The organism is Delftia lacustris (assembly GCF_040267515.1).
Lineage (GTDB): Bacteria > Pseudomonadota > Gammaproteobacteria > Burkholderiales > Burkholderiaceae_C > Comamonas > Comamonas tsuruhatensis.
Window position 1 is genome coordinate 2,813,246 of sequence record NZ_CP141274.1, and the last position, 21,214, is coordinate 2,834,459.

Annotated in this window: 18 protein-coding genes; 9 read left to right on the forward strand and 9 right to left on the reverse strand. The window is 66.8% G+C overall.

The window, feature by feature from the left end; genetic code table 11:
- Positions 1-10 precede the first annotated feature (10 nt).
- Together U6958_RS14215 and U6958_RS14220 are read right to left on the reverse strand one after the other, a co-directional pair.
- On the reverse strand, positions 11-1,492 hold the full coding sequence (locus tag U6958_RS14215; RefSeq protein WP_047216913.1) for an amino acid permease: 1,482 nt from the start codon (positions 1,490-1,492) through the stop codon (positions 11-13).
- A 257-nt stretch (positions 1,493-1,749) separates the two neighbouring features.
- Entirely contained in the window at positions 1,750-2,640 is an 891-nt protein-coding gene (locus U6958_RS14220) for a LysR family transcriptional regulator (RefSeq protein ID WP_016446320.1), read from the reverse strand.
- A 91-nt stretch (positions 2,641-2,731) separates the two neighbouring features.
- Here U6958_RS14220 and U6958_RS14225 point away from each other — a divergent pair, with 91 nt between their 5' ends.
- From U6958_RS14225 to U6958_RS14235, 3 genes are all read left to right on the forward strand, one after another.
- Positions 2,732-4,195 (forward strand): MFS transporter, encoded by a 1,464-nt coding sequence (locus U6958_RS14225; RefSeq protein WP_074922934.1) that lies wholly within the window; start codon positions 2,732-2,734, stop codon positions 4,193-4,195.
- 60 nt (positions 4,196-4,255) lie between these two features.
- Positions 4,256-5,068 carry an AraC family transcriptional regulator gene (locus U6958_RS14230; RefSeq protein WP_016446318.1) on the forward strand — a complete coding sequence of 271 codons (813 nt, stop codon included), beginning with the start codon at positions 4,256-4,258 and terminating at the stop codon, positions 5,066-5,068.
- Between the two features lie 76 nt (positions 5,069-5,144).
- Positions 5,145-5,531, forward strand: coding sequence for a cupin domain-containing protein (locus U6958_RS14235; RefSeq protein WP_074922935.1), 387 nt, complete (start codon positions 5,145-5,147; stop codon positions 5,529-5,531).
- Between the two features lie 67 nt (positions 5,532-5,598).
- Here the strand turns inward: U6958_RS14235 and U6958_RS14240 are convergent, their stop codons facing one another.
- The 4 genes from U6958_RS14240 to U6958_RS14255 form a co-directional block, all read right to left on the reverse strand.
- Entirely contained in the window at positions 5,599-6,393 is a 795-nt protein-coding gene (locus U6958_RS14240; protein WP_012206116.1) for an ABC transporter ATP-binding protein, read from the reverse strand.
- A 169-nt stretch (positions 6,394-6,562) separates the two neighbouring features.
- Entirely contained in the window at positions 6,563-7,447 is an 885-nt protein-coding gene (locus U6958_RS14245) for an ABC transporter permease (protein ID WP_016446315.1), read from the reverse strand.
- Positions 7,448-7,571: 124 nt separating this feature from the next.
- Complete coding sequence (locus tag U6958_RS14250) at positions 7,572-8,543, reverse strand: ABC transporter substrate-binding protein (protein WP_016446314.1); 972 nt, start codon at positions 8,541-8,543, stop codon at positions 7,572-7,574.
- Between the two features lie 404 nt (positions 8,544-8,947).
- A complete protein-coding gene (locus U6958_RS14255; RefSeq protein ID WP_074922936.1) occupies positions 8,948-10,648 on the reverse strand; it encodes an electron transfer flavoprotein-ubiquinone oxidoreductase in 1,701 nt (566 codons plus the stop codon).
- Between the two features lie 217 nt (positions 10,649-10,865).
- On the opposite strand from U6958_RS14255, the gene U6958_RS14260 reads away from it, so the two are divergent.
- Entirely contained in the window at positions 10,866-11,303 is a 438-nt protein-coding gene (locus U6958_RS14260; protein ID WP_016446312.1) for a thioesterase family protein, read from the forward strand.
- Positions 11,304-11,470: 167 nt separating this feature from the next.
- Here the strand turns inward: U6958_RS14260 and U6958_RS14265 are convergent, their stop codons facing one another.
- From U6958_RS14265 to U6958_RS14275, 3 genes are all read right to left on the reverse strand, one after another.
- Positions 11,471-12,496: a methionine synthase gene (locus tag U6958_RS14265; RefSeq protein WP_074922937.1), complete on the reverse strand. Its 1,026-nt coding sequence runs from the start codon at positions 12,494-12,496 to the stop codon at positions 11,471-11,473.
- A gap of 104 nt (positions 12,497-12,600) precedes the next feature.
- On the reverse strand, positions 12,601-13,584 hold the full coding sequence (locus U6958_RS14270) for a DUF1852 domain-containing protein (protein WP_016451520.1): 984 nt from the start codon (positions 13,582-13,584) through the stop codon (positions 12,601-12,603).
- A gap of 208 nt (positions 13,585-13,792) precedes the next feature.
- Positions 13,793-14,809, reverse strand: a complete 1,017-nt coding sequence (locus U6958_RS14275; protein WP_016446309.1) for a LacI family DNA-binding transcriptional regulator — start codon at positions 14,807-14,809, stop codon at positions 13,793-13,795.
- A gap of 110 nt (positions 14,810-14,919) precedes the next feature.
- Between U6958_RS14275 and U6958_RS14280 the strand changes: the two genes are divergently transcribed.
- The 5 genes from U6958_RS14280 to U6958_RS14300 all read left to right on the forward strand — a co-directional run bounded on the left by U6958_RS14280 (position 14,920) and on the right by U6958_RS14300 (position 21,210).
- Positions 14,920-15,951 (forward strand): Gfo/Idh/MocA family protein, encoded by a 1,032-nt coding sequence (locus U6958_RS14280; RefSeq protein WP_074922938.1) that lies wholly within the window; start codon positions 14,920-14,922, stop codon positions 15,949-15,951.
- A complete protein-coding gene (locus U6958_RS14285) occupies positions 15,948-17,543 on the forward strand; it encodes an acyl CoA:acetate/3-ketoacid CoA transferase (RefSeq protein ID WP_074922939.1) in 1,596 nt (531 codons plus the stop codon). Before U6958_RS14280 ends, U6958_RS14285 begins: the two co-directional genes overlap by 4 nt.
- On the forward strand, positions 17,536-18,315 hold the full coding sequence (locus U6958_RS14290) for an enoyl-CoA hydratase/isomerase family protein (protein ID WP_074922940.1): 780 nt from the start codon (positions 17,536-17,538) through the stop codon (positions 18,313-18,315). The genes U6958_RS14285 and U6958_RS14290 overlap by 8 nt, the downstream gene beginning before the upstream one ends.
- A 91-nt stretch (positions 18,316-18,406) precedes the next feature.
- A complete protein-coding gene (locus U6958_RS14295; RefSeq protein WP_074922941.1) occupies positions 18,407-19,966 on the forward strand; it encodes an aldehyde dehydrogenase family protein in 1,560 nt (519 codons plus the stop codon).
- Positions 19,963-21,210, forward strand: a complete 1,248-nt coding sequence (locus U6958_RS14300) for an ABC transporter substrate-binding protein (RefSeq protein ID WP_074922942.1) — start codon at positions 19,963-19,965, stop codon at positions 21,208-21,210. Before U6958_RS14295 ends, U6958_RS14300 begins: the two co-directional genes overlap by 4 nt.
- Positions 21,211-21,214 lie beyond the last annotated feature (4 nt).

Below are 21,214 nucleotides of genomic sequence, written 5' to 3' on the forward strand. Positions count from 1 at the left end.
GGGCGGGGCGTCAATCGACGTTGGAGCCCAGCTGCATGTCCTTGTACTTCACGATGTGCGTGCCCTTGACCAGGCGGTAGCCGCCCCAGATCAGCAGGAACAGCGGCAGGCCGATATAGGTGGCGACCACGCCGGTCCAGTCGATGCGGTCTGCCATGAAGGCCTCGTAGTTCTGGCCCAGCGTGATCACCATGCACAGCACGAAGGCGAATATGGGGCCGAACGGGAACCACGATGCACGGTAGGGCAGCCGGTTCAGGTCCAGGCCCTGGGCCTCGTAGCCCTTGCGGAAGCGGTAGTGGCTGATGGCGATGCCCAGCCAGGCGATGAAGCCCGTCATGCCCGACAGATTCAGCAGCCAGATGTAGACCAGCTGGGGGCTGAAGATGTTGGTCAGAAAGCACAGCGCAGCCACGACCGTGGTGGCCAGCAGGGCCATCGTGGGCACGCCGCGCTTGTTGACGTACGAGAACATGCGCGGCGCCATGCGCTGGCAGGCCAGCGTGTAGAGCATGCGCGTGGAGGCGTACATGCCGGAGTTGCCGGCCGACAGCACCGAGGTCAGCACCACGGCGTTCATCACGGCGGCGGCCGACAGCAGGCCCGCGCGCTCGAAGACCAGGGTGAAGGGGCTGACGCTGATGTCGCCCAGGTCGTTCTTGAGCAGTTGCGGATCGGTGTAGGGGATCAGCAGGCTGATGACCAGGATGGCCAGGACGTAGAACAGCAAAATGCGCCAGAACACCTGGCGCACGGCGCGGGGCACGTTCTTGGCGGGGTTCTCGGATTCGCCAGCGGCAATGCCGATCAGCTCCGTGCCCTGGAAGGAAAAGCCCACGATCATGGCCACGCCGATCAGCGCCGAGAAACCGCCTGCAAAGGGCGCATCGCCCTGGCTCCACAGGGCAAAGTTGCCCCAGATGCCTTCAGGCGCGCCGCCCCGCACGATGCCCAGGATCATGAGCACGCCCACGCCGATGAAGAGGATGACAGTGGTCACCTTGATGGCGGCGAACCAGTACTCGGCCTCGCCGAAGCCTTTGACCGAGATGGCGTTGAGGCCGAACATGATGGCCAGGAACAGGGCGCTCCACAGCATGCCGTTGCCGTCGGGGAACCAGTAGGCCATGACCAGCTGGGCGGCCACCAGGTCCACGGCAATGGTGACGGCCCAGTTGTACCAGTAGTTCCAGCCCAGCGCGAAGCCGAAGCCTTCGTCCACATAGCGCGCGCCGTAGGTGGCGAACGAGCCCGAGACGGGCAGGTTCGCGGCCATTTCGCCGAGGCTGGTCATGAGGAAGTAGACCATCAGGCCCACGATCATGTAGGCCAGCAGGGCGCCGCCGGGGCCGGCCTGCGAGATGGTGGCGCCCGAGGCAACGAAGAGGCCGGTGCCGATGGAGCCGCCGATGGCGATCATGGACAGATGCCGCGCCTTGAGTTCGCGCCTGAGTGCGGTGGGAGCGGCGTTCTTGGAGTTGTCTGCTGCCATGGATGTGTCGATGGTTGGATCAGATCCCGCGTGGCCGCTGGCCGGCGCGGGGGCAGGAATGCAAAACAGGTAAAAACAAAAGAGCCGCGCTGTCGCGGCCCCATCAAGGTGCATGCACCACGAAAAGGCGTGATTGTCCGAGAACGCAGCCATCGTGGAAAGGCAGCAGTTTAATCTCCCTTCACCCGCATAAGCCGATCTGAATCAGCACCCACTGTGTGTGCGGCGCCACGCCAGCTCGGCTGGCCGCTGCCGCCTCACCACTGTGTCTGCGCCAGCAGCAGTTGTGCCAGTGCCTTGATGCGCGGCGAAGCCTGGCGCGTGCGCGGGTAGACCAGGGACAGCTCGCGGGCGCGGCCTTCGTGCTGGGGCAGCAGCCGCACCAGCCTGCCCGCCTGCAGGTGCTCGCGCACCGCGAACTCCATGACCTGGGCCACGCCCAGGCCGCCCAGCGAGCCTTCCACCAGCGGGTCGCCGCTGTCGAAGGTCACGGTCTGCGGCGCAGGCCAGTCCAGCATCTCGCCATTGCCCGCCAGGAACTGCCAGGGCACGCGCCGGCCCAGGTAGTGGTTGTAGACGGCCATGCAGCTGTGCTGTGCCAGCTCCTGCAGCGTCTGCGGCGTGCCGCGCGCCGCCAGGTAGGCGGGCGAGGCCACGGTCACCCAGCGCAGCGGCGGCAGGGCGCGGGCGATCATGCGGCTGTCTGCCAGCGGGCCGATGCGCACGGCCGCGTCAAAGCCTTCTTCCACCATGTCCACCATGCGGTCGGTGAAGCTGGTGTCGATCTGCAATTGCGGATGCTCGCGCAGCAACTGCCCCAGCAGCGGCACCAGCACGATGCGGCCCAGCATGGACGGCGCCGTCATGCGCAGCACGCCGCTGGGCGCGCAGCGCCGGTCGCTGACCAGCTGGCGCGCCTCCTCCAGCCCGGCGATCAGCGGGGCGCAGCGGTCCACCAGCGCGCAGCCGTCTGGCGTGAGCGACACGCTGCGCGTATTGCGGTGCAGCAGCCGCGTGCCCAGGTCTTTCTCCAGCTGCGCCACGGCGCGCGATATGCGGGACTGGCTGGTGCCCAGCAGGCTTGCCGCCTGGGTGAAGCTGCGGCTTTCGGCCACCTTGATGAGCAATTGAACGGCGTTGAGGTCCATGGCGATGGCAAGTTTGATTGATTCGATTTTGCATAAGAAAAATGAATATCTGATGTTTATCTTCAGAAATGCATTAATTAGGATCGCTCCCATGCTTGTGAACGACTCCCCCGCTGGCGCCCTGCGCCACCCGCGCGCCGCGCTGGCGCTGCTGTCCCTGTCCCAGTTGCTGATTGCGCTGGATGCCACCATCGTCTTCGTCGCGCTCGACGCCATGGGCCAGCAGCTGCAGATGGATGCGCACCACCTGCAATGGGTGGTCAGTGCCTACAGCGTGGCCTTTGGCGGCTGCCTGCTGCTGGGCGGGCGCTGTGCGGACCTGCTGGGCAAGCGGCGCATGTATGTGGCGGGGATGGCGCTGTTCGGCCTGGCCTCGCTGGCCGGCGGCTTCGCCTCCCAGCCCTGGCAACTGGTGCTGGGCCGCGCAGGGCAGGGCGTGGCAGGGGCGTTGCTGTTTCCGGCCACGCTGTCGCTGATCAATACCTTGTATGCGGCCGGGCCCGAGCGCAACCGCGCCCTGGCCGTGTGGAGCATGGCGTCGGCCGGCGGGCTGGCGGCCGGCGCGCTGCTGGGCGGCGTGCTCACGCAGGCGCTGGGCTGGAACTGGGTGCTGTGGGTGCTGGTGCCCGTGGCCTGGCCGTGTGCCATGGCGGCGCTGCGCTTTCTGCCGCCCTCGGCCCGTACCGGGCGTGCCGCACCGGGCCAGGGCTTTGATCTGGCCGGTTGCCTGAGCGTGACCGTGGGCAGCAGCCTGCTGGTGACGGCTCTGGTGCAAGGCCCTGAATGGGGCTTTGCCAGCGCCGCCACGCTGGGGACGCTGGCCGTGGCGATCGCGGCGTTGGCGCTGTTCTGGCGCATCGAGGCCCGCATCGCCTCGCCGCTGATGCCGCTGTCCCTGCTGCGCGTGCCCAGCCTGCGCTCGGCCATGCTGCTGACCATGATCTTCATGAGCAGCTTTGGCGTGCAGTACTACTTTCTGGCGCTGTACTTCCAGCAGATCTACGGCTGGAGCCCGCTGCAGGCCGGCCTGGCCTTCCTGCTGCCCACGGCGGTCTGCACGCTGGGCATCCGCTGGGCCGAACACTGGCTGCACCGCTCCACGCCGCGCACCGTGCTCATGGGCGGCTGGGCCGCAGGCACCCTCGGCCTGGCCTACATGGCCTGGGCGCTGCCGCTGGGTGGCAGCTATGTCTGGCTGGTGCCCGGCTTCGTGGTGCTCAGCCTGGGCCAGGGCGCGTGCTGGACCGCCATGTGGGTGGTGGCCGGCCAGGGCGTGGTGGCTGCGCAGCAGGGCGTGGCCTCGGGCATTGCGGCCACGGCCCAGCAGGTGGGCGCAGCAATGGGGCTGGCCTTGCTGGTGATGGTGGCCACGGCGCCGCTGGCCGGCATCACGGCGCCCGATGCGCTGCGCGAGGCCACGGCCCGGGGGCTGCAGCAGGCCGAATGGGGTGCCGCGCTGATCGCGCTGCTGGGGTGGGTGGTGTCGGCGGCCATGCGCCGCGCACCGGCAATCCAGTCCGTGCCGGGCGCGGAGCAGCCTGCCTGCTCGCCTTGAGGTCACTGGCCCGCAGTTACCATCTGCGGCTGCTTTGCACACCCCTCACCACCAACCCACATGGCAGAAACGAGCATCTCCAGCGACTGGGTCCGGCATTCGCTGCTGGGCGCAGGCCTGGAGCGCATCGAGGCCTACTTCGGCGGGCACGGCTACGCGCCCCACAGGCACGACACCTACGCGCTGGGCCTGACGCTGTCCGGCGTGCAGAGCTTTGCCTACCGCCGCAGCCAGCGGCACAGCCTGCCGGGCGGTGCCATGGTGCTGCATCCCGATGAATTGCATGACGGCCACGCGGGCACCGACGCGGGCTTTCGCTACCGCATGGTCTATGTGGAGCCGGCCCTGATCCAGCAGATGCTGGGCGGCAGGCCCTTGCCTTTCGTCGAGGGAGGACTTTCGGCTGATCCCCGGCTCAAGGCTGCGCTGCTGCCCTTGCTGCAATGCCTGGGCGAGGACCTTGAGCCGCTGGCACGCGACGATTCCCTCTACGACCTGGCGCTGGCCCTGGAGGCCGTGGCCGGGCGGCGCAAGCTCAGGCGTCTGCCGGACCTGGTGGCCGTGGAGCGGGCACGCGCCTGCATCCATGATTCGCTGGAGCAGGGCGTAACCCTGGAGGCGCTGTCCCAGGCCAGCGGCCTGGACCGCTGGCGGCTGTGCCGGGATTTCCGCGCGCTCTACGGCACCAGCCCCTACCGCTACCTGAGCATGCGCCGGCTGGACACCGTGCGGCGCCTACTGCTGGCGGGGCAGCCCGTGGCCGAGGCTGCCCTGCAGGCCGGGTTCTTCGACCAGAGCCACATGGCACGCCAGTTCGCCATGGCCTATGGCGTGCCGCCCGCACGCTGGCTCAGGCGCCTGGGCGCGGCCTGAGCTGCACGATCGTGCAAGACCGCAGGGAAGGCGCTTCCTAGCATAGAGGCTTCACACGCTTTCATAAGGTCTGCCCATGACGTTCCCCGTTGAAAACCGCCCCTACGAGGCCATCAACTTCCCCGACAAATTCAGCCGCTTCACCGGCCAGTGGAGCCCCCGCGTCGTCGCCGAGATGAACGACTACCAGTTCAAGATCGTGCGCGTGCAGGGCGAGTTCATCTGGCACTCGCATGCCGAAACGGATGAAGCCTTCCTGGTGCTGGACGGCGAGCTGCGCATCGACTTCCGTGATGGCCATGTGCTGCTGCGCCAGGGCGAGCTCTACGTGGTCCCCAAAGGCACGGAGCACAGGCCCAGCGCCGAGCGGGAAGCCCGCCTCATGCTGATCGAGCCGCGCGGTGTGCTGAACACCGGGGAGGAAGGCGGCGAGAGGACGGCGTTGAACGATGTGTGGGTTTAGCCAGCCCGTAGCCATCCCATGAACAAAGGGCGCCGCAGCGCCCCTTGTTTCCTGGAGTGCGGGGCGTTCAGCCCAGCAGCAGCGCGTCGTCTGCCAGCTTTTCGCCGCGCACTTTCTCGAACATGTGCAGCAGGTCGGGCACGTCCATGCGGGCGCGTTCCTCGCCGCTGACGTCGAGCACCACCTGGCCCTGGTGCAGCATCACCGTGCGCTCGCCCACGTCCAGCGCCTGGCGCATGCTGTGGGTGACCATCATGGTGGTGAGCTTGGCCTCGGAGACGATGCGCGCCGTCAGCTGCAGCACGAAGTCGGCCGTGCGCGGGTCGAGCGCGGCGGTGTGCTCGTCCAGCAGCAGGATGCGCGAAGGCTGCAGCGCCGCCATCAGCAGGCTCACGGCCTGGCGCTGGCCGCCCGACAGCAGGCCGATGCGGTCGGTCAGGCGGTTTTCCAGGCCCAGGCCCAGGATGGACAGGCGTTCGCGGAAGTTGTCGCGCATCTCTGCCTTGACGGCGCGGCTCAGGCGGCGGAAGGTGCCGCGGCGCTGGGCCAGGGCCATGTTTTCCTCGATGGTCAGGTCCTCGCAGGTGCCCGCCATGGGGTCCTGGAAGACGCGGGCCACGCGCTCGGAACGTGCCCACACGGGCAGGCGCGTCATGTCCTGGCCGGCGATCTCGATGCGGCCCTTGTCCACGGACAGGTCGCCCGAGACGGCGTTCAGGAAGGTGGACTTGCCGGCGCCGTTGGAGCCGATGACGGTGACGAACTGGCCGTCGGGAATGTCCAGCGACATGCCGCGCAGCGCCCGCGTTTCGATGGGCGTGCCGGGGTTGAAGGTGATTTCGAGTTGTTGTGCGCTCAGCATGAGTGCAATCTCCGGTATTTCTTCGTTCAGTCGCTCAAGGCGTGGTGCTTGAACTGACGCGGTCCAAACTCAGGGACGCCGAGCAAGGGCCGCCCCGCAGCGATGGCGTCGTTCCCCTCCCTCGCGCAGCGAGTAGAGAGGGGGAAGCGGCATAGCCGCTCAGGGGGTGTCATTTCCTTTGCGCAAATTTGCGCTTCAGTTGGGGGATCACCAGGGCGACGGTCACCAGCAGCGCGGTGACAAGGTTCAGATCCTGGGCCTTGAGGCCGATGAAATCGCTGTTGAGGGCCGCTGCAATGAAGAAGCGGTACACGATGGCGCCCACCACCACTGCCAGCGTGGCCCAGACGATGCGGCGCGAGGGCAGGATGGACTCGCCCACGATCACGGCAGCCAAGCCGATGACGATGGTGCCGATGCCCATGGAAATGTCCGAGCCGCCCTGGGTCTGCACGAACAGCGCGCCGGCCAGGCCGACCAGGCCGTTGGAGATCGCCATGCCCAGCAGGATCATGGCGCCGGTGTTCACGCCCTGCGAACGGGCCATGCGGGCGTTGGAGCCCGTGGCGCGGATGGCCAGGCCCCGCTCGGTGGCGAAGAACCAGTCCAGGCCCAGCTTGGCCAGCACGACGATGACGAACAGGATCAGCGGGCGCATCACATAGTCGGCCACGCTGTCGGGCTGCAGCAGGGTGAACAGCGTGGTCTCGTTGATCAGCGGCACGTTGGGGCCGCCCATGATGCGCAGGTTGACCGAATACAGGCCGATCATCATCAGGATGGAGGCCAGCAGGTCCATGATCTTCAGGCGCACATTGAGCCAGCCCGTGATCAGGCCCGCGACGGCGCCAGCGGCCGTGCCGGCCAGCGTGGCCAGCCAGGGATTGGTGCCCGTGGAAATCAGGATGGCGCAGACGGCGCCGCCCAGCGGAAAGCTGCCGTCCACCGTGAGGTCGGGAAAGCGCAGCAGTCTGAACGAGATGAAGACGCCCAGCGCCACCAGGCTGAAGATCAGGCCGATCTCGACGGCACCGAGCAATGAAAAGAGGGACATAGGAAGAGCGACAGGCGCGTGGGAACGGAAAACGACTTAAAAAAAGGGCAGGGCCATGTTGCCATGGCGCCTGCCACCGTGGGCGCACTGCCCGGGTTGGTCCCGGGCAGGCAAACCCCGGGTATTACTTGATCACCTGGGCGGCCGACTTGACCAGTGCGTCGGACAGCTTGACGCCTTGCTTCTCGGCGGCGCCCGGATTCACGAACAGCTCCATCTTGGTGCTGACTTCGGTCTTGAGGTCGCCGGGCTTCTCGCCCTTGAGGATGCGCACCACCATGCGGCCGGTCTGCTCGCCCAGATCGCGGTAGTTGATGCCCAGGGCCGCCACGGCGCCGCGCTTGACGGAGTCGGTGTCCGAGGCCACCAGCGGGATCTTGGCGTCCTGGCCGACCTTGACCAGCGACTCGTAGGCCGAGACCACGTTGTTGTCGGTATTGGTATAGATCACATCGACCTTGCCGACCAGGCTGCGCGCAGCGCTGCTGACGTCCACGGAGCGGGGAGCGGCGGCTTCCACCAGGGTCATGCCCAGCTTGGGCAGCAGGGTCTTGAGTTCCTTGACGACCACGGCGGAGTTGGCCTCGCCGGGGTTGTAGACCATGCCCACGCGCTTGGCGTTGGGCACGACCTGCTTGACCAGCTCCATCTGCTTGTCCAGGGCCAGCAGGTCGGACACGCCGGTCACGTTGTTCTTGGAAGGCTCCCAGCTGGGCACCAGCTTGGCGGCCACGGGGTCGGTCACGGCGGAGAACACCACGGGCACGGTCTTGGTGGCGGCGACCACGGCCTGGGCCGAGGGCGTGGCGATGGCGACGATGGCATCAGGCTTGTCGCCCACGAACTTGCGAGCGATCTGCGCGGCCGTGCCGGTGTTGCCCTGGGCACTCTGGTACTGCCACTTGAGGTTCTTGCCGGCTTCGTAGCCTGCTTCCTTGAGCGCGGCCTGCACGCCGTCGCGCACGGCGTCGAGTGCAGGATGCTCGACGATGGCGGTCACTGCGACCGACTTCTCGTCAGCGGCGTGGGCGCCGCCCGCAATGGCGGAAATTGCCAGGGCCAGCGCGCCCAGGGGCGCCCAAGACAAGTGCTTCATACGTGTATCTCCAACGTGCTTGTGGTTGTTCCTGTTTGCTCAGCAGAAGGCCGCACAGGACGGTCGCGGCGCTTCGCGGCAAAGTCTACTGCAGCCGCCCTGTACGCCTTGGCGTTTGGACGACCCGGTTTTCACCTATAGGTTTGTATCTAAAAATTGGCATGAAATCTGCGGGGAATGCCCTAGGTGCAACTTTTTCATGCGTCTTGGACAGGTTTGGCGATGCAGGTTTGCGTCTTCAAGGGCCTGTTTTTGGCTTTGCCGTGCATTTTTATTGCGTGCGATGGCATTTCGGATGGCCTTCTATGCTTTCTGCACCGATGTTGCTTTGACGAGGCTCAAAGAAAAAGCCTGCACAAGCAGGCTTGGGCAGGCTTCAGAGAAGGGCCGGTGTGGCGCGCGGATCACATGCCCGCGTAGTTCGGCCCTCCGCCGCCTTCGGGCGTGACCCAGACGATGTTCTGCGTGGGGTCCTTGATGTCGCAGGTCTTGCAGTGCACGCAGTTCTGGGCGTTGATCTGCAGGCGCTTGCCGCCCTGGGCCGTGTCGTCCACGAACTCATAGACGCCGGCCGGGCAGTAGCGCTGCTCGGGGCCTGCGTACTTGGCCAGGTTGATGGCCACGGGCACCGAGGCGTCCTTGAGCGTCAGGTGGGCGGGCTGGTCTTCGGCGTGGTTGGTGTTGCTGATGAAGACGCTGGACAGGCGATCGAAGGTCAGCTTGCCATCGGGCTTGGGGTAGTCGATGGGCTTGCACTCGGCCGCAGGCTTCAGGTAGGCGTGGTCGGGTTTGTCGCGGTGCAGCGTCCAGGGGATGTTGCCCTTGAGCACGAGCTGCTCGATGCCGTTCATCAGCGTGGCCGTGGTCAGGCCCTTCTTGAACCAGGCCTTGAAGTTGCGCGACTTGTTCAGCTCTTCGTACAGCCAGCTGTTCTCGAAGGCCTCTACATAGGCGCCCAGCTCGTCGCCCTGGCGGCCTGCGACGATGGCGTCATAGGCGGCCTCGGCGGCCAGCATGCCGGTCTTGATGGCGGCATGGCTGCCCTTGATGCGGCTGACGTTCAGGAAACCTGCGTCGCAGCCCACGAGCGCGCCGCCCGGGAACACGAACTTGGGCAGGGACAGCAGGCCGCCGGCCGTGATGGCGCGCGCGCCGTAGCCCAGGCGCTTGGCCGGCTTGATGCCCTTGGACTCGTCGCCTTCCAGGTAGTAGCGGATGTTGGGATGGGTCTTCCAGCGCTGGAATTCCTCGAAGGGGCTCAGGTAGGGGTTGGCATAGTCCAGGCCCGTGATGAAGCCCAGCGTGACCTTGTTGTCGTCCAGGTGGTAGAGGAAGGCGCCGCCGTAGGTCTTGCTGTCCATGGGCCAGCCGGCCGTGTGCATCACGAAGCCGGGCTTGTGGCGTGCCGGGTCGATTTCCCACAGCTCCTTGATGCCCAGGCCGTAGCTTTGCGGGTCCTTGCCGGCGTCCAGCTGGTACTTGGCGATGATCTGCTTGCCCAGGTGGCCGCGTGAGCCTTCGGCAAAGATCGTGTACTTGGCGTGCAGCTCCATGCCCAGCTGGAACTCGCCCGTGGGCTCGCCGTCCTTGCCGATGCCCATGTTGCCGGTGGCCACGCCCTTGACCGAACCGTCCTCGTTGTAGAGCACTTCGGCGGCAGCAAAGCCCGGGAAGATTTCAACGCCCAGTGCCTCGGCCTGCTCGCCCAGCCACTTGACCACGTAGCCCAGGCGAACGATGTAGTTGCCATGGTTCTGGAAGCAGGCCGGCAGCAGGAAGTTGGGCGTGCGCAGGGCGGATTTCTCGCCCAGTAAGACCATGGCGTCATCGGTGACGGGCTGGGTCAGGGGCGCGCCCTTTTCCTTCCAGTCAGGGATCAGCTCGGTCAGCGCACGCGGGTCCATGATGGCGCCCGACAGGATGTGGGCACCGGGCTCCGACCCCTTTTCCAGCACGACGACGGAGACATCCTGGCCTTTTTCGGCCGCCAGCTGCTTGAGGCGGATGGCCGTGGCCAGCCCGCCGGGGCCGCCGCCGACCACCACCACGTCGTATTCCATGGCTTCGCGCGGCCCGTACTGGGCCAGGATTTCTTCGTTCGTCATCGGGGTGTCTCGCTTGGATATTGAAAAACAGGATGGTCGGCAGACCGAACGTTTGTTCGGTTGCAGCGCAAAAGCCGCAATGCGGTGGATTCTATGACGTGCTTGGACCCTGCCGTTGCTGATAGGTGACAGCGCGGGAATCCGCCCTGCTGCACAGTGACCGGGGGCTGCGGGGCATGGTGCCTTGCGGTGGCGCTACAACAAGGAGACTGCAGGCATGCGCATAGAGATTCCAGAATATAAAAAATGGGTTCACGAGATGCGATTCAAAGTGCGCTGGGGCGACATGGACGCCATGGGCCATGTCAACAACGCCATGTACTTCCGCTATCTGGAGACTGCCCGCATCGACTGGATGGTTGAAGCGGGCATGGCGCCTACGCCGGGCGGGCAGGGGCCGGTCATCGTCAATGCTTTTTGCAACTTCCACCAGCAGCTGGCCTATCCCGACGAAGTGCTGCTCAAGATGTACGTCAGCGACCCCGGCCGCACCACCTTCGAGACCTGGGGAACCATGGAACGCGTCTCCGAACCCGGCGTGATCTGCGCGGCCGGTGGCGGCACCGTCATCTGGGTGGACTTTCCCAGGCAGAAGGCCGTCGAGCTGCCGGGCTGGGTGCGGGAGATGGTGGGCGGCACGGCTGGCCCAGGTTGACTCAGGCTCGCCCGCTGTACCAGCCGACGTGTAGCCAGCAATGGCTGGCGGGCTGGCCCGGTCCGGACGAACAAGCCCTTTGATGCAGGGTGCGCTGGGGTTTTTGTTCTGCCGCATTGCAGATCCATCGCAGCCCTGGGTAGCCCGGCGTGGCGGCCGGGCGCGACTTACGCAGCGGCCAACCGCTCCTTTGCCAGCCGCGTGCCTGCTGCCAGCGCTTGCAGCTTGCGCCACGCCACGTCGCGGCCCATGGGTGCGAGGCCGCAGTTCGTGCAGGGGAACAGGCGCTCCTTCGGCACGAACTCCAGCGCCCGGCCGATGGTGTCGGCCACCTCTTCGGGGGTCTCGACAACGTTGCTGGCCACGTCGATCACGCCGACCATCACGTCCTTGCCGGCCAGCAGCCTCATCAGGTCGGGCGGCACGTGGGAGTGGATGCACTCCAGGCTCACCTGGTCGATGCGGCTCTTGGCCAGCGCGGGGAACACCGTCTCGTACTGGCGCCATTCATCGCCCAGGGTGCTTTTCCAGTCCGTATTGGCCTTGATCCCGTAGCCGTAGCAGATATGCACGGCCGTCGTGCAGGTCAGGCCCTGCGCCGCATGTTCCAGCGCCTGCACGCCCCAGTCGGCGGCGTCCTTCATGTAGACGTTGAAGGCGGGCTCGTCGAACTGGATGATGTCCACGCCGTCGGCCTGCAGCGCCAGGGCCTCCTGGTTGAGCAGCTCGGCGAAGGCGAAGGCCATCTTCACCCTGTCGCCATAGAAGCGGTCCGCCACGGTGTCGACGATGGTCATGGGGCCGGGCAGCGTGAACTTCAGCTTCTTCCTGGTGTGCGCGCGTGCCAGTTGCGCCTCGAAGGCATGCACGCGGCCCTTCAGGCGCAGGGCCGACACCACCTGCGGCACCATCGCGTCGTAGCGGTTGTCGCGGATGCCCATCTTCACCTTGTTCTCGAAGTCGATGCCCTCGACCTGCTCCAGGAAGCCGTGCACGAAGTGCTGGCGCGACTGCTCGCCGTCGCACACGATGTCCAGGCCTGCGTCTTCCTGGGCCTTGATCCACAGCAGGGTTGCATCGGCCTTGGCCTGGCGAAGCGCATCGCCTTCGGCCTTCCACTGGGGCCAGAGCTTGTTGGTTTCAGCCAGCCAGGCGGGCTTGGGCAGGCTGCCGGCGATCGAGGTTTCGAACATCTGGGAATTCCTTCAAATCAAACAGGGGTATGGCGGGCGTGCTCAGGGACGGTTTTCCCGGCCCGCCACGGATTGGGTGCCATGGCAGGCATGGCGGCGGGTGGCTACAGGGCGAAATCGGCAGCCCATTGCTCAAGCACATTCTTGTACGGCTTGATGAAGTGCTGCTCTGCAAACTTGCCCTGCTTGACAGCCAACTGGCTGCGCTCTTCCCGGTCATAGACAATCTGCGTCGACGAGTAATCGTGATTCTTCAGGCTGGGTTGATAGAGCATCCCGGCTGCAGAATTCGCGTTGTAGATTTCGGGGCGATAAATCTTCTGGAAGGTCTCCATGGTGCTGATCGTGCCGATCAGCTCGATATTCGTATAGTCGTTCAGCAGGTCGCCGTGAAAGTAGAAGGCCAGTGGCGCAACGCCATTTGGAGGCATGAAGAAGCGAACCTGCATTCCCATCTTCTCGAAATACCGGTCGGTCGAGGAGAACTCGCTCTGCCGATACTCGATGCCCAGTATGGGGTGCCGGTTTCCGGTGCGCTGGTAGGTCTTGCTGGTGGACACGCTGATACAGATGACGGGCGGCTTGTCGAAGTGCTGCCTGTAGGTGCCTGAACTGGAAAATTGCCTGAACAGCTTCCCATGCAAGTCGCCAAAATCATCGGGAGTGCCGAATTCGGATCGGTTGGCGTTGTACTCCGCAAGCACAACGCTGAAATCGTAGTCGCGCACGTAGGAGGAGAAATTGTTCCCTGCGATGCCGTCTATGCGCTTGTGGTTCTTCTTGTCGAGGATGCTGGTCTTCAATATCTCAATCAACGGAAACGCACCAAGGCCGTTTCTGGCGCCAATTCCCATTTCGACCGAGATGATCTCGAGCTCCACCGAGTAGCGATCTCCCGTGGGATTGTCCCAGTGGGCCAGGTCGTTGAAGCGGTTGTCAATCATCCTCAGCGTGTTGCGCAGGTTCTGCTGCCGGCAATCGCCACGGGCCAGATTGGCAAAGTTGGTGGTAATTCGCGTGCTGTCCGATGGTTGATAGTCTTCATCGAAACGAATGCGCTTGAGATGGAAGCTGAGTTCTTGGTTCATTGTGATCTGCGACCTGATTCATGCCCTTGCCGAAAACTGCGGGCAAGCAATAGGTGCGGATGTTATGGACGGCAATCGATGAAGTAAAGTGGTCTTATCTCATGAAACCATGAGCCTGGTTCATCAAAAGCCGGCAGGCTGGAGCGCATCCCGCTCAGCGCGGTGGAGCCAGTCGGTATCCGGGCCAGTTCCGACCGCGCCGCGGTCTTCAGGCTGACTGGCGCAGCACCAGCTTGGGCCTGGCCAACAACTGCTGGCGGGGCTGGCCCGGATGGGCCATGCGTGCCAGCAGCAAGGTGGCAGCCTGTTCGCCAAGCTCGGCGGGGCGCACGTCCACCGTGCTCAGGGGGGGATGGGAATGCGCGGCATCGAACACGTTGTCGAAGCCCATGAGCGCGAAGTCTTTGCCTGCGCGCAGTCCGTTTTCGTCCAGGGCAGACAGTGCGCCAAAGGCCACCAGATCGTTGTAGCAGATGGCCGCCTTGATGGCTGGCTGCGCGGCCAGCAGGCTGCGCATGGCGTCATGCCCTCCCGTGCGCGTGGGGCTGGCGGAGAAAACCAGGTCTTCATCGAAAGCCAGGCCCGCATCGGCAAAGGCGGCCCTGCAGCCGCTCAGGCGCTGCTCCAGCATCAGGCCGTCCAGCCCTCCCAGAAAACCGATGCGGCGATGCCCGGCCGCCAGCAGGTGGCGCGTGGCCGCCATCACGCCGTGGGCGTTGTCGGCGCCTGCGAAGTCGTAGCTTCCCTCGCCCAGCGTGCGGATCATGACCACCAGGGGAATGCCCCATGACTGCAGGTCCTGCGCCAGCGAGGCCGGCGTGTCCAGCGCCGGGCACAGCGCAATGCCGGCCGCGTTGTGCTCGCGCATGGTGGTCAGCACTTTTTGCTGGCGCTCCAGGCTTTCGCTGGTGTGGGCCATGAGCGTGATGAAGCCGGCATCGGCCAGCCTGCGCTCCAGCCCCGCCAGCACCTCGGCAAAGAAGGGGTTCATCAGGTCGTTGATCACGACTCCGACCATGTTGGACGACTGGCGCCGCAGCTCTCCGGCGCGGCGGTTGTAGACGTAGCCGAGCTGCGCTGCCGCTGCACGCACGCGCTCCGATGTCTCGGCCGGAATCAGGGGGCTGCCCTTGAGCACCAGCGACACCGTTGATTTGGAGACCTGGGCCGCAGCCGCCACGTCAAGGATGGTCACGGCGCGCACGGAAGGGGGCTTGTTCATCATGGTTCGGTGTTTTCCCTGGGTCGGCGCGATTGTGCTTGATCTTCTTTTGGAACGTTCCAATAATCAATTAGAACGTTCCAATAGAAATCATCAATACAGGGAGGGAGACCATGAGCGAGGTCGGTTGGGGATTGATAGGGGCCAGCACCATTGCTGCCGATCACATGATCGGTGCCATCCGCGCGCAGCGCGGGCACACGGTGGCGGCGGTCGCCAGCCGCAGTGCAAAGCGCGCGGCGCAGTTTGCTGCCGAGCAGGGCATTGCCCGCGCCTACGACTCGGTGCCCGCCCTGCTGGCCGACCCGTCAGTCCAGGTGGTCTACGTCAGCTCCGACAACGAATTGCGCCACGCCCAGGTCCTTGCTGCGGCAGCGGCCGGCAAGCATGTCCTGTGCGAGAAGCCATTGGCGCTGACCGTGCAGCAGGCGCTGGACATGGTGAGGGCATGCCGGGCCGCAGGCGTGGTGCTGGGCACCAACCACCACCTGCGCAACGCGGCAACGCACCGCAGGATGCGCGAGCTGGTGCGCGATGGCGCCGTGGGCCAGCCGCTGTTTGCGCGCATCTTCCACGCCATCGAACTGCCGCCCTCTGTGCAGGGCTGGCGGCTGGAGCGGCCCGAGGCCGGTGGCGTGATCCTCGACATCGGCGTGCACGACGTGGATGCGCTGCGCTTCATCCTGGGGGCTGAGCCGGTGGAGGCGGTGGCGCTGGAGCAGCAAGGACCGCTGTCCCGCAACGGCGTGGCGGACGGCGTGATGGCCGTGCTGCGGCTGGACAACGGCGTGCTGGCGCAACTGCATGCGGCATTCACCGTGGCGCATGCGGGAACCGGCATCGAGATCCATGGCACCTCGGGCTCGCTCATCGGGCGCGATGTGATGACGCAGCGGCCGGGCGGCGAGGTGCTGCTGCGCAATGGGGCCGGCGAGCAGGCCATTGCCGTGGAGCACCACGGTCTCTACGCGCATGGGGTGGCCGCGTTCTGCGCCGCGCTGCGTGGCGAAGGCCTGCCTGCCGCCACCGGCGAGGATGGCGCGCGCTCGCTGGCGGCGGCGGTGGCCATGGCCCAGGCCTGCCGCACGGGCCGGGCCGTGCCCATAGCCAATCCCCTTGCACGGGAACGGGGGGCAGCCGCATGAGCAAGCACATCACCGCCGCACAGGCTGCAGCCTTGCTGCGCGACGGCGACATCGTCAGCGTGAGCTCGTCCAGCGGGCTGGGCTGCCCCGACAAGGTGCTGGCCGCCATTGGCGAGCGCTTCGAACGCGAGGGTGCTCCGCGCAACCTGACCACGCTGCACCCGATTGCGGCCGGCGATATGTACGGCATCAAGGGAATGGACCATCTGGCCCGGCCCGGGCTGCTGTCGCGTGTCCTGGCCGGCTCATATCCCAGCGGCCCGTCCTCGCTGCCCATGCCTGCGATCTGGCGCATGGTGGTGGACAACCAGATCCAGGCCTACAACATCCCCAGCGGCATCCTGTTCGACATGCACCGCGAGGCGGCTGCGCGGCGCCCGGGCGTGCTGACCCAGGCGGGCATGGGCACCTTTGTCGATCCCGCACAGCAGGGCTGCGCGATGAACGAGCCGGCCAACCGCCATCCGGTAGTGCGCCTGCAGCATTTCGACGGGCGCGACTGGCTGTTCTTTCCCGCTGTGGCGCCCGACGTGACCGTCCTGCGCGCCACCACGGCCGATGAGCGCGGCAACCTGGGCTATGAGCACGAAGGCGCGCTGCTGGGCGCGCTGGAGCAGGCCATGGCCGCACGCAACAACGGCGGCATCGTCATCGCCCAGGTCAAGCGCATCGTCAGGGCCGGCCACCTGAGGCCGCACGATGTCCACGTCCCCTGCCATCTGGTGGACCATGTGGTGGTCGATGCCGATCAGTGGCAGACCACGCAGACGGTGTACGACCCGGCCATCAGCGGAGAGGTTGCGCAACCGCTGTCCGGCTTCGAGCCCCAGGCCTGGGGGCCCGAGAAGGTGATTGCGCGCCGCGCCGCCATGGAACTGGCGCACGGGCATGCCGCCAACCTGGGCTTTGGCATTGCGGCCAATGTGCCGCGCATCCTGCTCGAGGAGGGCCTGCATGGCGAGGTGACCTGGGTGATAGAGCAGGGCGCCGTCGGCGGCATGCCGCTGCTGGGCTTTGCCTTTGGCTGCGCGGCCAATGCCGATGCCATCGTGGCCTCGCCCCAGCAGTTCACCTATTTCCAGGGTGGGGGCTTCGATGTGACGCTGCTGTCCTTCCTGCAGGTGGATGGCGATGGCAGCGTCAATGTCTCGCGGCTGGGGGCCAGGCCCTATCTGACGGCCGGCTGCGGCGGCTTTGTGGATATCACGGCCCATGCGCGGCGCATCGTCTTCTGCGGACTTTTCACGGCCGGCGCCAGGCTGCGCGTGGGCGACGGGCGGCTGGACATCCTCGAGGAGGGCGGCACGCGCAAGTTCGTCGGCACGGCCGAGCACATCAGCTTCAGCGGCCTGGTCGGGCGCCAGCGCGGGCAGCGGGTGCGCTATGTGACCGAGCGCTGCGTCATCGACCTCGAAGACCAGGGACTGGTCGTGCGCGAGATCGCGCCCGGCGTGGACCTGCAGCGCGATGTGCTGGAGCAGGCCGGCATGGCGCTGCAGGTGGCGCCCGACCTGCGGCGTATGGATGAGCGCCTGTTCCACGATGCGCCCTTTGGCCTGGCCCTGCAGGCCCGGGAGGTCCGCCGTGGCTGAGACCCTGGTTCAACTGGTGCGCCAGGGCCCCGTGGCCCAGGTCACGATAGACCGGCCCGCACGGCTGAACGCGCTGACCCCCTGCATGCTTGACGCACTGGAGCACATTGCGCGCGAGATCGAGGCCGATGGCGCCATCCGTGCCGTGGTGCTGACCGGCCGTGGCGACAGGGCCTTTTGCGCGGGCGCCGACATCCATGCCTGGGCCGCGCTGCAGCCGCTGGACATGTGGCGGCAGTGGGTGCGCCGCGGCCACCAGGTGTTCGACCGGTGGGCGCGGCTGCGCCAGCCCGTGATTGCGGCGCTCAACGGCCATGCGTTCGGCGGCGGGCTGGAGCTGGCCATCACCAGCGATGTGCGCATCGCCGTCGATACGGCGCAGTTCGCGCTGCCAGAGGCATCGATCGCCACCTGTCCCGGCTGGTCCGGCTCGCAGCGGCTGGTGCGGCTGATCGGCCCCGGCCACGCGAAGTACCTGGCCCTGGGCGGCGTGCGGCTGTCCGCCGATCAGGCGCTGGCCTGCGGGCTGGTGCATGAACGGGTGCCGGCCAGCGAACTGGGCCTGCGCGCTGCTGCGTTGGCCCACGACATGGCAGGCCAGGCGCCCGTGGCACTGCAGCTGGCCAAGCAACTGATCAATGCCGCCGCCGGCGAAGACGCACCCGCCGCACTGGAAGCCATGGCCGCAGCCCTGGCCGCGAGCACGGCCGATGCAGCCGAAGGCCTGCGCAGCTTCAAGGAAAAGCGCGTGCCGCGCTACCTGGGCCGCTGAATCTGCGCCGACCTGCCGACCTGCCGACCTGCCGACCTGCCGATTCGCCGTCCCGCCCTTGCCCCCTGAACCCCCCAAGGAGACCGCCACCATGACTGCCGCGAACCCGCCTCCAGCCCATGCAACTGCAGTGAATGCAGGGGCCATGGCCGGCCTCATCCACAGGCCCCCGTTCCATGGCCGGCTGCTCATCGATGGCGCCTGGGCCGATGCGGCCGACGGCGCGACGCTGGAACGCCGCTCCCCGGCCCACGGCACCGTGGCCAGCATCCATGCGCGGGCCGGGCGGGCCGATGCCGCGCGAGCCATTGCCGCAGCACGCCGCGCTGCGGACCACGGGCCCTGGCCCCGCATGAAGGGTGCGCAGCGCGCCAGCGTGCTGCGTGCCGTGGCCGAATGCCTGCTGGACCGCAGGCAGGAATTGGCGCGTATGGAGACGCTGGAGACCGGCAAGCCGCTGGCCCAGTCGCTGGACGAGGTGGGCGCGGCGGCCGACCTGTGGCACTACGCCGCCGCACTGGCGCGCAACCTGCATGGCGACAGCTATGACACGCTGGGCGAGCAGACGCTGGGTGTGGTGCTGCGCGAGCCGCTGGGCGTGGTCGGCATCGTCACGCCCTGGAACTTTCCCCTGCTCATCGTCAGCCAGAAGCTGCCCTTTGCGCTGGCCGCCGGCTGCACGGCCGTGGTCAAGCCGGCCGAGGAAACATCGGCCACCACGCTGATGCTGGGCGAGATCCTCATGAACGCCGGCCTGCCGCCCGGTGCCGTCAACATCCTGCCAGGCGGCGGTGGCGCTGTCGGAGAGGTCCTGGCCGCGCACCCGGACATCGACATGCTGTCCTTCACAGGCTCCACGGAAACAGGCCGGAAGGTGGCCGCAGCATCGGCGCAGACCCTCAAGAAGCTGTCCCTGGAGCTGGGCGGCAAGAACCCCCAGATCGTCTTTGCCGACTGCGACTTCGAGGCGGCCGTCGATGCCACGGTGCTGGGCATGCACTTCAACGCCGGCCAGTGCTGCAACAGCGGCAGCCGCGTGCTGGTGCAGGCGGCCATCGCCGAGCGCTTCGTGGCCGCCGTGGCCGAGCGCGCTCGGCAGGTGCGCGTGGGCGATCCGCTGGACCAGGGCGTGCAGGTGGGCGCCATCACCACGCAGCGCCAGCTGGACGCCATCCTCACCCACATCGAGGCCGCGCGCCAGGCCGGCGCCCGCGTGGTGCTGGGCGGCGGCCGCATGGCGCGCCCGGGCCTGTATGTGGAGCCCACGGTGCTGGCCGGCGTGACGCCGGACATGGCCATTGCCAGGCAGGAGGTCTTCGGGCCCGTGCTCGCGGTGCTGGTCTTCGAGGACCTGGACGATGCCATCGACCTGGCCAACGCCACGCTCTACGGCCTGTCGGCCGCCGTCTGGAGCCGTGACTTCAGCACCTGCCTGGCGGCGGCGCGGCGCATCAAGGCCGGCACGGTCTGGGTCAATACCTTCCTCGAAGGCCATGCCGAGCTGCCTTTCGGCGGCTACCGCCAAAGCGGCCTGGGCCGCGAGCTGGGCCGCCGTGCCGCCGAGGACTACACCCAGGCCAAGACCCTGCACATGCACCTGGGGGCGCGCAGCCACTGGTATCTGCCCATCCACGAAGGAGACACGGCATGAAACGGCCACTGACTGCCATGGCGCTGGCCATGGCCCTTGCCACACCGCCGGCCGCCATGGCCGGGCAGAGCGTCGAGGTCCTGCACTGGTGGACCGCTGGCGGCGAGGCCGCCGCGCTGAACCTGCTCAAGAGCGGGCTGGAAAAGCAGGGCGTGCGCTGGAACGACATGCCCGTGGCCGGTGGCGGCGGCGAGGCGGCCATGACGGCGGTGCGCGCCCGCGTGACCTCGGGCAACCCGCCCACGGCGGTGCAGATGCTGGGCTTCGACATCCTGGACTGGGGCGGCCAGGGCGTGGTCGCCGACCTGGATGCCCTGGCCGCGCGCGAGGGCTGGGACAAGAGCGTGCCGCAGGAGGTGCAGAAATTCTCGCGCTACCAGGGCCGCTGGATCGCGGCGCCGGTCAACATCCATTCGACCAACTGGCTGTGGGCCAACCGGCAGGTGCTGGCCCAGGCGGGCGTGACGGCCGAGCCAGCGAGCTTTGACGAATTCATCGCGGCGGCGCGTAAGGTGCGCCAGGCCGGCTTCATCGCCATCGCCCATGGCGGCCAGCCCTGGCAGGAGGCCATCGTGTTCGACAGCGTGGCCCTGTCCACGGGCGGCGCCGACTACTACCGCAAGGCCTTCATCGAGCGCGAGCCGGCCACCATCCGGTCGGCGACCACGCGCAAGGTATTCCAGCGCATGGCGCAGATCCGCAGCCTGGTGGACAAGGATTTTTCAGGGCGCGACTGGAACGTGGCCTCGGGCATGGTCATCGCCGGCAAGGCGGGCTTCCAGATCATGGGCGACTGGGCCAAGGGCGAGTTCCTCAACGCCGGCAAGCAGCCCGGCAAGGACTTTGCCTGCTACCGCTTCCCGGGCACCCAGGGCATGGTGGCCTTCAGTTCCGACCAGTTCGTGATGTTCAGGCTGTCCGACGCGGGCAAGGCGGCCGCTCAGCGCAAGCTGGCGGCCGCCATCATGGAGCCGGCCTTTCAGTCGGCGTTCAATGTCGTCAAGGGTGCGGCGCCTGCGCGCCTGGACGTGGCGGATACGGCCTTCGACGAATGCGGCAAAAAGGCCATCCGCGACGTGGCCGAGGCCGATGGCCGGCGCAGCATGCTGGGCTCCATTGCGCTGGGCCATGCGACGGCTGCATCGGTCAAGAACGCCATCTATGACGTGGTCACGCGCCACTTCAACGGCCAGATCGATGATGCCAGGGCCGTGGCCGAGCTGGCCTCGGCCCTGGCCGACTGATGGA

Coding starts and splice junctions, on each gene's coding strand:
- U6958_RS14215 (WP_047216913.1), bottom strand. CDS start 1,492: ATGGCAGCAGACAACTCCAAGAACGCCGCTCCCACCGCACTCAGGCGC.
- U6958_RS14220 (WP_016446320.1), bottom strand. CDS start 2,640: ATGGACCTCAACGCCGTTCAATTGCTCATCAAGGTGGCCGAAAGCCGC.
- U6958_RS14225 (WP_074922934.1), top strand. CDS start 2,732: ATGCTTGTGAACGACTCCCCCGCTGGCGCCCTGCGCCACCCGCGCGCC.
- U6958_RS14230 (WP_016446318.1), top strand. CDS start 4,256: ATGGCAGAAACGAGCATCTCCAGCGACTGGGTCCGGCATTCGCTGCTG.
- U6958_RS14235 (WP_074922935.1), top strand. CDS start 5,145: ATGACGTTCCCCGTTGAAAACCGCCCCTACGAGGCCATCAACTTCCCC.
- U6958_RS14240 (WP_012206116.1), bottom strand. CDS start 6,393: ATGCTGAGCGCACAACAACTCGAAATCACCTTCAACCCCGGCACGCCC.
- U6958_RS14245 (WP_016446315.1), bottom strand. CDS start 7,447: ATGTCCCTCTTTTCATTGCTCGGTGCCGTCGAGATCGGCCTGATCTTC.
- U6958_RS14250 (WP_016446314.1), bottom strand. CDS start 8,543: ATGAAGCACTTGTCTTGGGCGCCCCTGGGCGCGCTGGCCCTGGCAATT.
- U6958_RS14255 (WP_074922936.1), bottom strand. CDS start 10,648: ATGACGAACGAAGAAATCCTGGCCCAGTACGGGCCGCGCGAAGCCATG.
- U6958_RS14260 (WP_016446312.1), top strand. CDS start 10,866: ATGCGCATAGAGATTCCAGAATATAAAAAATGGGTTCACGAGATGCGA.
- U6958_RS14265 (WP_074922937.1), bottom strand. CDS start 12,496: ATGTTCGAAACCTCGATCGCCGGCAGCCTGCCCAAGCCCGCCTGGCTG.
- U6958_RS14270 (WP_016451520.1), bottom strand. CDS start 13,584: ATGAACCAAGAACTCAGCTTCCATCTCAAGCGCATTCGTTTCGATGAA.
- U6958_RS14275 (WP_016446309.1), bottom strand. CDS start 14,809: ATGATGAACAAGCCCCCTTCCGTGCGCGCCGTGACCATCCTTGACGTG.
- U6958_RS14280 (WP_074922938.1), top strand. CDS start 14,920: ATGAGCGAGGTCGGTTGGGGATTGATAGGGGCCAGCACCATTGCTGCC.
- U6958_RS14285 (WP_074922939.1), top strand. CDS start 15,948: ATGAGCAAGCACATCACCGCCGCACAGGCTGCAGCCTTGCTGCGCGAC.
- U6958_RS14295 (WP_074922941.1), top strand. CDS start 18,407: ATGACTGCCGCGAACCCGCCTCCAGCCCATGCAACTGCAGTGAATGCA.
- U6958_RS14300 (WP_074922942.1), top strand. CDS start 19,963: ATGAAACGGCCACTGACTGCCATGGCGCTGGCCATGGCCCTTGCCACA.